Annotated in this window: 11 protein-coding genes; 6 read left to right on the top strand and 5 right to left on the bottom strand. The window is 66.1% G+C overall.

The annotated features are described in order from the left end of the window. Positions 1-74 precede the first annotated feature (74 nt). From IEW01_RS00195 to IEW01_RS00205, 3 genes are read left to right on the top strand one after another with little or no spacing between them, the layout of a single operon-like run. Positions 75-734: a histidine phosphatase family protein gene (locus IEW01_RS00195; protein WP_188525590.1), complete on the top strand. Its 660-nt coding sequence runs from the start codon at positions 75-77 to the stop codon at positions 732-734. A gap of 10 nt (positions 735-744) precedes the next feature. Then, positions 745-1800, top strand: coding sequence for a saccharopine dehydrogenase (locus IEW01_RS00200; protein WP_188525591.1), 1056 nt, complete (start codon positions 745-747; stop codon positions 1798-1800). 1 nt (position 1801) lies between these two features. Continuing rightward, on the top strand, positions 1802-2944 hold the full coding sequence (locus IEW01_RS00205) for a saccharopine dehydrogenase C-terminal domain-containing protein (RefSeq protein ID WP_188525592.1): 1143 nt from the start codon (positions 1802-1804) through the stop codon (positions 2942-2944). A gap of 49 nt (positions 2945-2993) precedes the next feature. Here IEW01_RS00205 and IEW01_RS00210 read toward each other — a convergent pair whose 3' ends face one another. The 4 genes from IEW01_RS00210 to serB form a co-directional block, all read right to left on the bottom strand. Next, positions 2994-3389 (bottom strand): DUF3775 domain-containing protein, encoded by a 396-nt coding sequence (locus tag IEW01_RS00210; protein WP_188525593.1) that lies wholly within the window; start codon positions 3387-3389, stop codon positions 2994-2996. A 62-nt stretch (positions 3390-3451) separates the two neighbouring features. Continuing rightward, the gene (locus IEW01_RS00215; RefSeq protein WP_188525594.1) at positions 3452-4684 is read right to left on the bottom strand and encodes a DNA recombination protein RmuC; all 1233 of its coding nucleotides are present in this window, start codon (positions 4682-4684) and stop codon (positions 3452-3454) included. Next, a complete protein-coding gene (gene mutL / locus IEW01_RS00220) occupies positions 4681-6510 on the bottom strand; it encodes a DNA mismatch repair endonuclease MutL (protein WP_438810801.1) in 1830 nt (609 codons plus the stop codon). Before mutL ends, IEW01_RS00215 begins: the two co-directional genes overlap by 4 nt. A 175-nt stretch (positions 6511-6685) precedes the next feature. Next, positions 6686-7555: a phosphoserine phosphatase SerB gene (gene serB, locus IEW01_RS00225; RefSeq protein ID WP_188525596.1), complete on the bottom strand. Its 870-nt coding sequence runs from the start codon at positions 7553-7555 to the stop codon at positions 6686-6688. Positions 7556-7850: 295 nt separating this feature from the next. On the opposite strand from serB, the gene IEW01_RS00230 reads away from it, so the two are divergent. Next, positions 7851-8993, top strand: coding sequence for a phosphoserine transaminase (locus IEW01_RS00230; protein ID WP_188525597.1), 1143 nt, complete (start codon positions 7851-7853; stop codon positions 8991-8993). Positions 8994-9079: 86 nt separating this feature from the next. Then, entirely contained in the window at positions 9080-10672 is a 1593-nt protein-coding gene (gene serA, locus IEW01_RS00235; protein WP_188525598.1) for a phosphoglycerate dehydrogenase, read from the top strand. Between the two features lie 61 nt (positions 10673-10733). On the opposite strand, the gene IEW01_RS00240 is transcribed toward serA, so the two are convergent. Then, on the bottom strand, positions 10734-11360 hold the full coding sequence (locus IEW01_RS00240) for an alpha-ketoglutarate-dependent dioxygenase AlkB family protein (RefSeq protein WP_188525599.1): 627 nt from the start codon (positions 11358-11360) through the stop codon (positions 10734-10736). Between the two features lie 192 nt (positions 11361-11552). Between IEW01_RS00240 and dnaK the strand changes: the two genes are divergently transcribed. Then, positions 11553-13466: a molecular chaperone DnaK gene (dnaK, locus tag IEW01_RS00245; RefSeq protein WP_188525600.1), complete on the top strand. Its 1914-nt coding sequence runs from the start codon at positions 11553-11555 to the stop codon at positions 13464-13466. The last annotated feature ends 10 nt before the right edge of the window (positions 13467-13476 follow it).

A 13476-nucleotide genomic window follows, 5' to 3' on the forward strand; every position in this document is an offset into this window, starting at 1 on the left:
CCGGCGGCGCTTTCCCGCCTCCCGGGGCGCAAAACGCCCTTTCCCCCGATGCCCTCCCACGGTAGCCATGAGCCATGTCGCAGATCACGCTCATCCGCCACGGCCAGGCCAACTCCGCCGCGCAGGACGAAACTGGCTATGATTCGCTTTCGCCGCTCGGCCACCAGCAGGCCGCGTGGCTCGGCGGCTATTGGGACGAGGCGGGCGAGGGCTTCGACCGGATCTATTCCGGAACGCTGATCCGCCATGTCGAGACGGCGGGGGCGATGCAGGCCACGCGTTTCGGCGAGGTCGTGGCCGACCCGCGGCTGAACGAGGTTGCCTACTTCGACCTGTCGGCCCGTATGCATGAGCAATATGGCATCCCGATGCCGACAAATCGCGACGAATTCATCGACCACCTGCCGCTGGTGTTCACCGCCTGGCAGGACGGCAAGATCGAGGGCGCGGCGGAGAGTTTCCATGCCTTCCAGTCGCGCGTTTCCGACGCGCTGCACGAGATCGCCGCGGGGAGCGGCCGCGCGCTCGTGGTCACCTCGGGCGGGCTCATCGCCATGGCCGTTCGCGTGGCGATGGGGCTGGAGCTTGGCGCCTTCGCCCGGCTCGCGCTCACCATCATGAACACCTCGGTGCACCAGCTGCACCCGGTCGGCGCGGGTCTCACGCTCACGCAGTTCAACGCCGTGCCGCATCTGGCCCGGCCCGACAGGCACCACGCGCGCACCTATATTTGAGGAGGGCGGGATGACGCATCTCTGGGTCCGGGCCGAACAAAGGCCCAACGAGGAACGGGTGGGGCTAACGCCCGAAGGTGCGCGCGCCTTGATCGTGGCGGGCATCCGGGTGAGCGTCGAGGAAAGCGCGCAGCGCAAGATCCCGATCGAAGGCTACCGCGATGCAGGCTGCGAGATCGTGGCCGAAAACGCATGGCCGCGAGCGCCGCGCGACGCGATCATCTTCGGCCTGAAGGAATTGCCCGACGACGACACGCCGCTCACCCATGCCCACATCATGTTCGGCCACGCCTTCAAGGGTCAGCATTCCGGCCGCAGGCTGCTCGCACGCTTCAAGGCGGGCGGCGGCACGCTCTACGACCTCGAATACCTCGTCGACGAGGCAGGCCGCCGGATCGCCGCTTTCGGCTACTGGGCGGGCTTCGCCGGGGCCGCCGTTTCGGTCAAGGCCTGGGCGGCGCAGGAGGCCGGCGGGATCTGCCATCCGGTCGCCACCTACCCGGGCAAGACGGCGCTGGTGGAGGAGCTGCGCGCCGAACTGGCCGCCACCGCCCGCCCGCTGCCCCGCGCCATCGTGATCGGCGCGCTCGGCCGCGTCGGCACCGGCGCGGCTGATCTCTGCGCCGAACTGGGCATGGACGTGACCCGGTGGGACATGGCCGAAACCGCCGGCGGCGGGCCGTTCCCCGAGATCCTCGAACACGAGATCTTCCTGAACTGCATCTTCGCCCGCCCCGGCACGCCGGTGTTCGTGGGCCCCGACGCGCTCGACAAGCCCCGGCACCTCTCGGTGATCGGTGATGTCGCCTGCGACCCCGACAGCGATTACAACCCGGTGCCGATCTACAGCACGGCCACCGACTGGCAGGCCCCCGTGGTGCGCGTGGCCGACAGCCCACCGCTCGACGTGATGGCGATCGACAACCTGCCCTCGCTCCTGCCCGTCGAAAGCTCCGAAGACTACGCGGCACAGCTTCTGCCAGCGCTTCTCACGCTCGACAGGTTGGGCGAAGGCGTCTGGGGCCGCGCGAAAGCCACCTTCGACGAACAGATGAAAGGGATCTGAGATGACGATTCATTGGTGCGGCACCGGCCTTTCGGCCATTCCCGGCCTCAAGCGGTTGATCGAGGCGGGCCGCAAGGTCGTGGTGTGGAATCGCACGGTCGAGAAGGCCCGCGAAGCGTTGGGCGCGCTCACCGACGATATCCGCGCCTTCGATCTCGAAGCTCTCGGAGCGGCACTCGCCCCCGGCGACGTGGTGGTTTCGATGCTCCCCGCCGACTGGCACGTGCGGCTGGCCGAGCTTTGCATCGAGAAGGGCGCACATTTCGTCTCGTCGTCCTACATCGCCCCCGAGATGCGCGCGCTGGATGAGAAGGCGAAGGCGGCAGGGGTCACGCTCGTCAACGAGGTTGGGCTCGATCCGGGGATCGACCACCTGATGGCGCATTGGCTGGTGGAGGACTACCGCAAGTCGCCGGCGTATGACCCGAAAAACACCGTCAGCTTCACCTCCTATTGCGGCGGTGTGCCGAAACATACCAACGCCTTCCGCTACAAGTTTTCTTGGTCGCCGCTCGGGGTGCTGAAGGCGCTGCGCTCGCCCTCGCGCTCGATCAAGGCCCATTCGCTGCTCGAAGTCGCCCGGCCATGGGATGCGATCTCGAGCTACGACGCGCCGCTGCCGACGCCCGAGACCTTCGAAGTCTACCCCAACCGCGATTCCATTCCCTTCATGGCGCAATACGGGTTCGATGAAGCCTGGCCGGTGAAAGATTTCGTGCGCGGCACGCTGCGGCTGGGTGGCTGGGCGGACGCCTGGGCGGATGTGTTCCGCGAGATCGAAACGCTGGAAGGCGCGGCCGGCGAGGACCGGCTCAAGGAAATGTCGGATCAGTTCTGGGCCGAGAACGCCTATGACGAGGGCGAACCCGACCGGGTGGTGCTCTGCGTCGGGCTCAGCGCAACGAACGAGGGCGAGGATGTTTATCACAAGACCTGGACGCTCGACGCCCATGGCGACGAACGCGGCACGGCGATGGCACGGCTGGTTTCGGTCACCGTCGCGCTCGCCGTTTCCTCGGTGCTCGACCGCGAGATCAAGCCCGGCGTCTCGGCGGCGCCTTCGGATGAACGGCTGGTGCAACGCTGGCTAGACGAGATCGACACCCAGGCTCAGCACATGCAACTGGTGGACCACCTCGCCTGAGGCGATCGGGGCGATTCCCGCAAGCGGGGATCGCCCGACGCGAAAGCGCCTATTTCAGGTGCTCGTCGATCAGTTCTTCCGAGTCGTAGCCCAGCGCTTCAAGCCCGGACGTGAGATAATCCGAAAGCAGGGGCACACCGAGCAGGTAATCCTCGGTCGGCGCCGTGGCTTCCGACTTGGCGGTCTCGATCGCTTCTTCGAGATCGTCGGCGGTGAAGGTATCGCGCCCGATCCACATGATCGCCACGAGGCTGGCCTGCTCGTCGGAGTTCAGATCCGAGATATAGCTGCGCAGTTCGTCCTCGGTTGCGTCGGACGGCCGCGATTCGAGGATCGAGTCGGCCTCGGCATCGTCCATTGGCGTATCCCAACGGCCGGTCTTGGCGTCGAGTGTGCGGGCGCGGATAATGATCCGGGCCACCTTGGAGGGGCTGATCTCGATCATGTCTGCTCCTGTCCTGATCTTCTCCCGCTATAGCGCGAAGCCAGCCACCCCTACAAGGGCACTCACCCCTTCGGCAGCGGCATGACGCTTTCCTCGCCCTCGCCTGGAGCGATCTCCTCGAAGTCGAAATTGTCGAGTTTGGCGGCCCGTTTGCCCGCGCGTTCGGCGGCGATACCAAGCCCCTCCAGATCGGCCCGCGCCTGCCCGAAATGCGAGTTGAGCTTGTCGACCCGTTCCACCACCAGTTCGACGTCGCGGTGCAACTGCCGCAGCGTCTTGCGAATCGCCCCGGCCTGCTCGCGCATCCGGGCATCTTTCAGAATCGCGCGCATGGTGTTGAGCGTGGCCATGCAGGTGGTGGGCGACACGATCCAGACCCGCTTTTCGAACCCCTCCCGCACCACCTCGGGAAAATTCGCATGCAACTCGGCATAGACCGCCTCCGACGGCAGGAACATCAACGCGCCGTCGGCGGTTTCGCCCTCGATGATGTATTTCTCGCTGATCGCCTTGATATGGGCCCGCACCGCGACGCGCATCGCCTTGGCCGCCTCGTTCACCTCCCATTGCGTGTCGGCCTTGCGCAGCGCCTCGTAAGCCTCCAGCGGAAACTTCGAATCGATCACGATCGGCCCCGGCGGGTTGGGCAGGTGGATCAGGCAGTCCGCGCGCCTGCCGTTCGATAGCGTGGCCTGCAGGTTGTAACTGTCCGACGGCAGGGCCTTCGACACGATATCGGTGAGCTGGATCTCCCCGAAGGCGCCGCGCGTCTGCTTGTTGGAGAGAATGTCCTGCAACGAGAGCACATCGCCCGAGAGCCGGGTGATGTTTTCCTGCGCCTTGTCAATGGTAGCGAGGCGTTCCTGCAACTGGGTGAGCGATTGCGTGGTCTTCACGGTCGAGCCCTGCAGCGATTCGCTCATCCGCTCCTGCATCTCCGACAGCGACCGCGCCGCGCGCATCGCGTTTTCATGCAGCCGTTCCTGCATCTGGCGCTGAACCTCCGCCAGCCGCGCCTCCATCGTCTGCACCATCCGGGTCTGCCCGTTGGCCTGCGCGTCCGATACGCTGCGCAAGCCCCCGGTGAGCTGATCCTGCCCTTGCCCCAGCACCTGCACCGCGTGGCCGAGCCCGCCGATCTGGCGCGAGAGGTCTTCGGCCATCCGCGCCGACCGGCCGGCGCGGGCCACCGCGACGATCAGGAGAACGACGATCAGAAAAAGCGCACCGGCCGCGACGAGCGCGGCCAGAACCATCGGATCCGTGAGATCGAGGGAGGCGGCGGTCTCGTTCATGTCCGGCCAAAAAGCCTTTCGATATCGGCCAGCTTGAGTTCCACGTAGGTGGGCCGGCCGTGGTTGCACTGGCCCGAATGCGGCGTTGCCTCCATCTCGCGCAGTAGTGCGTTCATCTCCTCCGGGCGCATCCGCCGTCCGCTGCGCACAGAGCCATGGCAGGCGGCGGTCGACAGCACCGCCTCGATCCGCGCCTGCAGCGTGTTCGACGCGCCAAGATCGGCCAGTTCATCGAGGATGTCGCGGATCAGCGCCCCGGCATCCACCGTGCCGAGGATCGCGGGCGTTTCGCGCACCGCGATCGCGCCGCCGCCGAATGGCTCGATCCCGAGGCCGAGGCGCGCGAGGTCCTCCGCCATCCCGAGCAGCCTTGTCGCCTCGCTTTCCGAAAGGTCCACGATCTCGGGCACCAGCAAGGCCTGGCTCGCCACGCCGGTTTCTTCCATCTGGCGCTTCAGTTTCTCGTAGGTGAGCCGCTCATGCGCGGCATGGCCGTCGACGATCACCATGCCATCCGCCGTCTGGGCGATGATGTAGTTCTCGTGCACCTGCGCCCGCGCCGCGCCCAGCGGCCGCTGCTCGTCCGCCCGCTGACAGGCCTCGCTGTGGTCCGGCGCATCCCAACGCGCCGAGGGCGCGGCGGCCTCGGCAAATCCCGGCTGCACGTCGGGGGCCTGCATCTCGTAGGCCGTCCGCGCGAGCCCCGGCCCCGGCCTGTCCATCTGGTAGACGCGCGGCCCGGTCGCTTCGGGACGCATCGCCCCCAGCGTCGCCCCGGCAACGGTGCTCGACGCGCGGTGCCCAGCCTCGGCCAGCGCGTGGCGCAGGGCCGAAACGATCAGCCCCCGCGCCACCCCCGGCTCGCGAAACCGCACCTCCGATTTCGCCGGGTGCACGTTCACGTCAACCAGGTGCGGATCGCAGGAAAGAAACAGCGCCGCCGCCGGGTGCCGGTCACGGCTGAGGAAATCGAAATAGGCGGCGCGCAGCGCGCCGACCAGGAGCTTGTCGCGCACCGGCCTGCCATTGACGAAGAGGAACTGCGCCACTGCCGCGCCGCGCGAATAGGTCGGCAGCGCGGCATAACCGGTAAGCCGAAGCCCCTCTCGCTCGGCGTCGATCCGCAGCGCGTTCTCACCGAAATCGCGCCCGAGCACACGGGCGAGCCGCCCGCCCAGCGCATCGAACATGTCGCCCGTCTCGGGCACCGCCTGGAACACAATCCGCCCTTCGCCGCCGCCGGAGACATCGCGCAAGGTGAACCCGATGTGCGGCTCGGCCATCGCCAGCCGCTTCACCACGTCGCCGATCGCCTGCGCCTCGGCCCGGTCCGAGCGCAGGAACTTGAGCCGCGCAGGCGTGGCATAGAACAGGTCGCGCAACTCCACCACCGTGCCACCCGAAAGCGCGGCGGGCCGCACCGGCCCGGCCTCACCCCCCGCCACGCGGATCGTCGCCGCCTCGTGGCCCGCCGTGCGCGAGGTGATCGTGAGCCGCCCCACGGCGCCGAGCGAGGGCAGGGCCTCGCCGCGAAAGCCGAAGGTATGGATATCGAGCAGATCGGACCCGTCGATCTTCGAGGTCGCGTGCCGGGAAAGCGCAAGCACAAGCTCCTCGGGCGCCATGCCGGTCCCGTCATCCGTCACCCGGATCAAGGTCTTGCCGCCGTCACCGTAGGCCACCTCGATCCGCCGCGCGCCCGCGTCGATGGCGTTTTCCACCAGTTCCTTGACTGCGGAGGCGGGCCGCTCCACCACCTCGCCCGCCGCGATCCGGTTGATCACGGCATCGTCGAGCTGGCGGATCACCGGGCGGGACGCGCTCATATGGGGTGCGGCATCTGACATACTACAAGACCTAGCACGTGAGCGGGCGATTCTGCCAGTGGGCGCGGGCACCCACGAAGCGCAGGTTTGCTGGGTAAAACGACCGAAGGCATCAAGGTTAACGGCCGTTAAGGTTAATGCGCGCCGAAGGCAGCGCCACCCGCAATCCCCGGCCTCACCCGGCGAAGTCCGCCCGCGCGTAGCCTTGAAGGTAGAGCAGCGCCGTCAGGTCGCCATGGTTCACCCGGATATCGCACTCGGCCGCAACCGACGGCTTGGCGTGCAGCGCCACGCCGGTGCCCGCGAGCCCGAGCATGCCCAAGTCGTTGGCGCCATCGCCCACCGCGATTGCGTCGGCGGGGGTGATCCCGAGCCGGGCCGAAACCTCTTCCAGCGCGGCCACCTTCGCCGCGCGCCCAAGGATCGGCTCCACCACCCGCCCGGTCAGCTTGGCCGCCTCGATCTCGAGATCGTTCGCCCGCGCCTCATCGAAACCCAGAACCGCGGCCACGCGGGAGGCGAAGGCGGTGAACCCGCCGGACACCAACACCGTATAGGCCCCGTTTGCGCGCATCGTGGCCACCAGCGCCCGGCCGCCGGGCATGTAGGTGATCCGCTCCGACAGCACCTTGTCGATGACCCCGGCGTCGAGTCCCGCGAGCAGCCCGACCCGTTCGCGCAATGCCCCCTCGAAGCCGAGTTCGCCATTCATCGCCCGCGCGGTGATCGCGGCCACATGCGCGCCCACCCCCGCCTCGTCGGCCAGCTCGTCGATACATTCCTGCCGGATCATCGTCGAATCCATGTCGGCGATCAGCATCCGCTTGCGCCGCCCTGCGGCAGGCTGCACCGCGAGATCGACGCCGAGCTTCTGCATATCGTCCCAGACCTCCCAGAGGTTGCCGGGCCGCGCAGGAAGCGAAAATTCCGCCGCTTCACCGGGCGCGAGCCAGACCGCATCGCCGCCGCCCCAAGCGTTGCGAAGGTTTTCCACCAGCAGGGCATCCAACCCTTCGGGCGCGGCGATAAGCGTGGCGATGAACATGAACGGTCTCCGTTTGCCTGCGCGCGGCCTCTAGCCGATCAGGATACCAAACACCAGCCTGACGCTTCTTGCTTCTTGGGTCCGGAATTACCTTCGGGGGCCAGGGGGGCAGACAGCCCCCCGGCGCATCCAGCCGCGCCAAAGTTTCCGATCTGCTCCACAGGGTGTCGCATCCATTCCCCAAACCGGCGCATCCCGGCGATTTTCCATGTTGTGAAGCCACGGCATTGGCCGTATCTGCAGCGGCGGGACACCCCTCCCCAACGAGGGGCGAATATCTGGAAGGATACCATAGATGGTCACCGATCAACCGGCAGCGCGCCCGGCCAATCCGCGCTTTTCGTCCGGCCCCTGCGCCAAGAATCCCGCTTTCTCTCTCGATAAACTCGCCGATGCCCCCCTCGGGCGCTCGCACCGTGCCGCCGTCGGCAAGGAAAAGCTCCTTGCCGCGATCGAGGGCACCCGCGAGATCCTCGGCATCCCCGCCGATTACCGCATCGGCATCGTGCCCGCCTCCGATACCGGCGCGGTGGAAATGGCGATGTGGTCGATGCTCGGCGCGCGCGGCGTCGAGATGCTGGCCTGGGAAAGCTTCGGCGCGGGCTGGGTGACCGACGTGGCCAAGCAGCTCAAGCTCGACGCAGTGGTGAAAACCGCCGATTACGGCCAGCTTCCCGATCTGGCGTCCGTCGACTTCGCCAACGACGTGGTCTTCACCTGGAACGGCACCACCTCCGGCGTGCGCGTGCCGAACGGCGACTGGATCGCCGCCGACCGCGAGGGGCTGACGATCTGCGACGCCACCTCCGCCGCCTTCGCGATGGACCTGCCCTGGGACAAGCTCGATGTCACCACCTTCTCCTGGCAGAAGGTGCTGGGCGGCGAAGCAGCCCACGGGATGCTGATCCTGAGCCCGCGGGCGGTGGAACGGCTCGAAAGCTACACACCGGCATGGCCGCTGCCGAAAATCTTCCGCCTCACCAAGGGTGGCAAGCTGATCGAGGGCATCTTCAAGGGTGAGACGATCAACACGCCCTCGATGCTCGCCGTCGAGGATTACCTCGTGGCGCTCGACTGGGCGCGCTCGGTGGGCGGGCTCGAGGGCCTGATCGCCCGGGCCGACGCAAACGCGCAGGCCGTGTTCGACTTCTGCGACACGCACGACTGGATCGCCAACCTCGCCGACAATCCGGCGACGCGCTCCAACACCTCGGTTTGCGTCAAGTTCACCGACGACCGGATCAAGGACGGCGCCGCCTTTGCCAAGGCCGTGGCCAAGCGGCTTGAAGCCGAGGGCGTGGCCCATGATATCGGCGCATACCGCGACGCCCCGGCGGGCCTCAGGATCTGGTGCGGCGGCACGGTCGAAACCGCCGACGTTCAGGCCCTGCTCCCCTGGCTCGACTGGGCGTTCAACGCCGAGATCGCCGCACAGTAATCGCGTGGCGGGGCCTGGCCCCGCCTCTCCCCCGATCACAGACCGGGCTGCAGCCCGGAACCCCTCACAATGCAAAGGAACCCCCCATGGCCCCCAAGGTTCTCGTTTCCGACAAGCTTTCCGAAACCGCTGTCCAGATCTTCCGCGACCGTGGCATCGAGGTCGATTTCCTGCCCGACCTCGGCAAGGACAAGGAAAAGTTCATCGCCGAAATCGGCAAGTATGACGGCCTCGCCATCCGCTCCGCCACGAAGGTGACGGCCGACGTGCTCGAGGCCGCGACCAACCTCAAGGTGGTCGGCCGCGCCGGTATCGGCGTCGACAACGTCGATATTCCCGCCGCGTCCAAGAAGGGCGTGATCGTGATGAACACCCCCTTCGGCAACTCGATCACCACCGCCGAACACGCCATCGCCATGATGATGGCGGTCGCGCGCCAGGTTCCCGAAGCCGATACCTCGACGCAGGCCGGCAAGTGGGAGAAGTCGAAATTCATGGGCGTCGAGGTTACCGGCAAGACGCTGGGCGTAATCGGCGCGGGCAACATCGGCGGCATCGTCTGCGATCGCGCCCGCGGCCTCAAGATGAAGGTGATCGCCTATGATCCGTTCCTGAGCGAGGAACGCGCCGACAAGATGGGCGTGGAAAAGGTCGAACTCGACGAGCTTCTGAAGCGCGCCGATTTCATCACCCTCCACGTGCCGCTCACCGACAAGACCCGCAACATCCTCTCGGCCGAGAACATCGCCAAGACGAAGAAGGGTGTGCGGATCATCAACTGCGCCCGCGGCGGGCTTGTGGACGAGGCCGCCCTGGCCGAGGCCATCAAGTCGGGCCACGTCGCGGGCGCGGGCTTCGACGTCTTCGAGGTCGAACCCGCGAAAGACAGCCCGCTGTTCGGGCTGCCCAACGTCGTCTGCACGCCGCACCTCGGCGCTTCGACCACCGAGGCGCAGGAGAACGTAGCGCTGCAGGTGGCCGAGCAGATCTCCGACTACCTGCTCACCGGCGCCGTGACCAACGCGCTCAACATGCCCTCGGTCACCGCCGAGGAGGCCAAGGTGATGGGCCCGTGGATCAAGCTCGCCGGGCACCTCGGCGCTTTCGTCGGCCAGCTCACCGACGAGCCGATCGAGGAGATCAACATCCTGTTCGACGGGGTCGCGTCCGAGATGAACCTCAAGGCGCTCGATTGCGCGGTGATCGCGGGGCTGCTCAAGCCGGTGATTCCCGAGGTCAACATGGTCTCGGCCCCGGTGATCGCCGCGGACCGGGGGGTGAAAACCTCGACCACGAGCCAGGCCAAATCGGGCGTGTTCGACGGCTTCATCAAGCTCACGGTAAAGACCCCGACGCGCGAACGTTCGATCGCGGGCACGGTGTTTTCCGACGGCAAGCCGCGCTTCATCCAGATCAAGGGCATCACCATCGACGCCGAGATCGGCCACCACATGCTCTACACCACCAACAAGGACGTGCCGGGCATCATCGGCGCGCTGGGTGAAACCATGGGCGGCCACGGCGTGAACATCGCCAACTTCACGCTGGGCCGCACGACCTCGGGCGGAGACGCCATCGCGCTGCTCTATGTCGACGCCCCGGTGCCGGAGAGCGTGCTCGAGGCGCTGCGCAAGACCGAGCTGTTCCAGATGGTCGCGCCGCTCGAATTCGAGGTTTGAGCCACGCGCAAAGCGAAATGCAAAGCCCCGGTGGAAACGCCGGGGCTTTTTCGCTGAATGGCTAATCCACGACCCGGAGCGTGAGGTTGATCCGGCCGCCCTCCTTGAGCAGCGTCGACGACCCGGCCCTGATCCGGTCGATGCCGTGAAAGGCCAGCCGGGCCGGGCCGTCGAGCACGAGCACGTCGCCCGAGGCCAGCCAGACCGACTCCGTGGAACCGCCGCGCTCGGTGCCGCCGATGCGAAACAGCCCCTCGTCGCCAAGGCTGATCGAAACCACCGGCTGCGAGAAGTCGGCCTCGTCGCGGTCCTGGTGCATCCCCATCTTCGCTTCGCCCCCATAGAAATTCACCAGGCAGCAATCGGGCGCCCGCGCGTCGGGCGCGACGGCGCGCCAGACCTCGCGCACCTGTTCGGGGATCGCGGGCCAGGGCGTGCCGGAGGGATGATGGTCGATGTAACGGTAGCCGCGCCGGTCGGAATACCAGCCGTAGCGCCCGGCGCTCGTCATCCGCACCGACATTTTCCGCCCCCAGCGGGTTTCGGGCGAAAACAACGGCGCGGCGGCCACAACGCCGCGCAAAGCCTCGGCCAGATCGGCTTGCGCCACCGGCCCCAGGAACCCGCGATAGAGCCTGGCGCTGCGCACCATCAGGGCGGGCGTCGCGGTGCCATCATTTCGCGTCATGAGCAAATCCCTGAAAACGACTCGCTTTTTTTGCATTTTCCCGCCGCCGACGCGGCTTGCAGCCCCCAATACCCCTCCTTATATACGCCCAGACGCCGGAAGGGGATTGCTCTTGCGGCCAAGAAACTGGGATCGGGCAAGGGTGCTTTCCAAGGCCCACGCCCACAACATCGCCAAGAGAGGATTTTGAGCATGGCCAAAGTCATCGGTATCGACCTCGGCACCACCAACTCCTGTGTTGCCATCATGGACGGCGCGCAGCCGCGTGTCATCGAGAACTCGGAAGGCGCGCGCACGACGCCTTCGATCGTCGCCTTCAAGGACGACGAGCGCCTCGTCGGCCAGCCTGCGAAACGTCAGGCCGTCACCAACCCCGATAACACCGTTTTCGCAGTCAAGCGCCTGATTGGCCGTCGGTTCGACGATCCGGCCGTCGAGAAGGACAAGAAACTTGTTCCCTACACCATCATCAACGGTGGCAACGGCGACGCCTGGGTGGAAGCCGCGGGCGAAAAGTATTCTCCCTCGCAAATCTCCGCCTTCATCCTGCAGAAGATGAAGGAAACCGCCGAGAGCTACCTCGGCGAGGATGTGACGCAAGCCGTCATCACCGTGCCCGCCTATTTCAACGACGCCCAGCGTCAGGCCACGAAAGACGCCGGCAAGATCGCCGGCCTCGAAGTGTTGCGCATCATCAACGAGCCCACCGCGGCGGCACTCGCCTATGGCCTCGACAAGAAAGAGACCAAGACGATCGCGGTCTATGACCTCGGCGGCGGCACTTTCGACATCACCATCCTCGAAATCGACGATGGTCTGTTCGAGGTGAAATCCACCAACGGCGATACCTTCCTCGGCGGTGAAGACTTCGACATGCGGATCGTCAACTACCTCGCTGACGAGTTCAAAAAGGAAAACAACGTCGACCTGACGAAAGACAAGATGGCGCTCCAGCGGCTCAAGGAAGCCGCCGAGAAAGCCAAGATCGAGCTGTCTTCGTCGAGCCAGACCGAGATCAACCAGCCGTTCATCTCGATGGGGTCGGACGGCCAGCCGCTGCACATGGTGATGAAACTCACCCGCGCGAAGCTTGAAAGCCTCGTGGGCGATCTCATCAAGAACTCGATGAAGCCCTGCCAGGCCGCGCTCAAGGATGCGGGCCTGTCGACCGGTGACATCGACGAGGTCATCCTCGTCGGCGGCATGACCCGGATGCCCAGGGTGGTCGAGGAAGTCACCAAGTTCTTCGGCAAGGAACCGCACAAGGGCGTCAACCCCGACGAGGTCGTGGCACTGGGCGCGGCGATCCAGGCCGGCGTGCTCCAGGGCGACGTGAAAGACGTGGTTCTGCTCGACGTGACCCCGCTTTCGCTTGGCATCGAAACGCTGGGCGGCGTGTTCACCCGCCTGATCGACCGCAACACCACGATCCCGACCAAGAAATCCCAGGTCTTCTCCACCGCCGAAGACAACCAGAACGCGGTGACGATCCGGGTGTTCCAGGGCGAGCGCGAGATGGCAGCCGACAACAAGATGCTTGGCCAGTTCAACCTCGAAGACATCCCGCCCGCCCCGCGCGGCATGCCGCAGATCGAGGTGACCTTCGATATCGACGCCAACGGCATCGTTTCGGTTCAGGCCAAGGACAAGGGCACCGGCAAGGAACACCGGATCACCATTCAGGCCTCGGGTGGCCTGTCGGATGAAGATATCGAAAAGATGGTGAAGGACGCCGAGGAAAACGCCGAGTCCGACAAGCAGCGCAAGGAGCTTGTCGAGGCCCGCAACCAGGCCGAAAGCCTCATCCACTCGACCGAAAAGGCGATGGAAGAGCATTCGGACAAGGTGGATCCGACGACGATCGAGGCGATCGAGCTGGCCATCTCGGCGCTCAAGGAAAATCTCGAGAAGGACGACGCCGGCAAGATCAAGTCGGGCATCCAGAACGTCACCGACGCCGCCATGAAGCTGGGCGAGGCCATCTACAAGGCCGAGCAGCAGGCACAGGGCGAAGAAGGCAAGGACGACGAGGGCTCGCCCTCGGGTGTGGATGACGACATCGTCGATGCCGACTTCGAAGATCTCGACGACGACAAGCGGTCGTAAGACCCGAAAA

The organism is Sinisalibacter lacisalsi (genome assembly GCF_014640115.1).
GTDB lineage: Bacteria > Pseudomonadota > Alphaproteobacteria > Rhodobacterales > Rhodobacteraceae > Sinisalibacter > Sinisalibacter lacisalsi.

Excerpts from the sequence above, each read along its gene's own strand:
- IEW01_RS00195 (WP_188525590.1), top strand. The coding sequence starts at position 75 with ATGTCGCAGATCACGCTCATCCGCCACGGCCAGGCCAACTCCGCCGCG.
- IEW01_RS00200 (WP_188525591.1), top strand. The coding sequence starts at position 745 with ATGACGCATCTCTGGGTCCGGGCCGAACAAAGGCCCAACGAGGAACGG.
- IEW01_RS00205 (WP_188525592.1), top strand. The coding sequence starts at position 1,802 with ATGACGATTCATTGGTGCGGCACCGGCCTTTCGGCCATTCCCGGCCTC.
- IEW01_RS00210 (WP_188525593.1), bottom strand. The coding sequence starts at position 3,389 with ATGATCGAGATCAGCCCCTCCAAGGTGGCCCGGATCATTATCCGCGCC.
- IEW01_RS00215 (WP_188525594.1), bottom strand. The coding sequence starts at position 4,684 with ATGAACGAGACCGCCGCCTCCCTCGATCTCACGGATCCGATGGTTCTG.
- mutL (WP_438810801.1), bottom strand. The coding sequence starts at position 6,510 with ATGAGCGCGTCCCGCCCGGTGATCCGCCAGCTCGACGATGCCGTGATC.
- serB (WP_188525596.1), bottom strand. The coding sequence starts at position 7,555 with ATGTTCATCGCCACGCTTATCGCCGCGCCCGAAGGGTTGGATGCCCTG.
- IEW01_RS00230 (WP_188525597.1), top strand. The coding sequence starts at position 7,851 with ATGGTCACCGATCAACCGGCAGCGCGCCCGGCCAATCCGCGCTTTTCG.
- serA (WP_188525598.1), top strand. The coding sequence starts at position 9,080 with ATGGCCCCCAAGGTTCTCGTTTCCGACAAGCTTTCCGAAACCGCTGTC.
- IEW01_RS00240 (WP_188525599.1), bottom strand. The coding sequence starts at position 11,360 with ATGACGCGAAATGATGGCACCGCGACGCCCGCCCTGATGGTGCGCAGC.
- dnaK (WP_188525600.1), top strand. The coding sequence starts at position 11,553 with ATGGCCAAAGTCATCGGTATCGACCTCGGCACCACCAACTCCTGTGTT.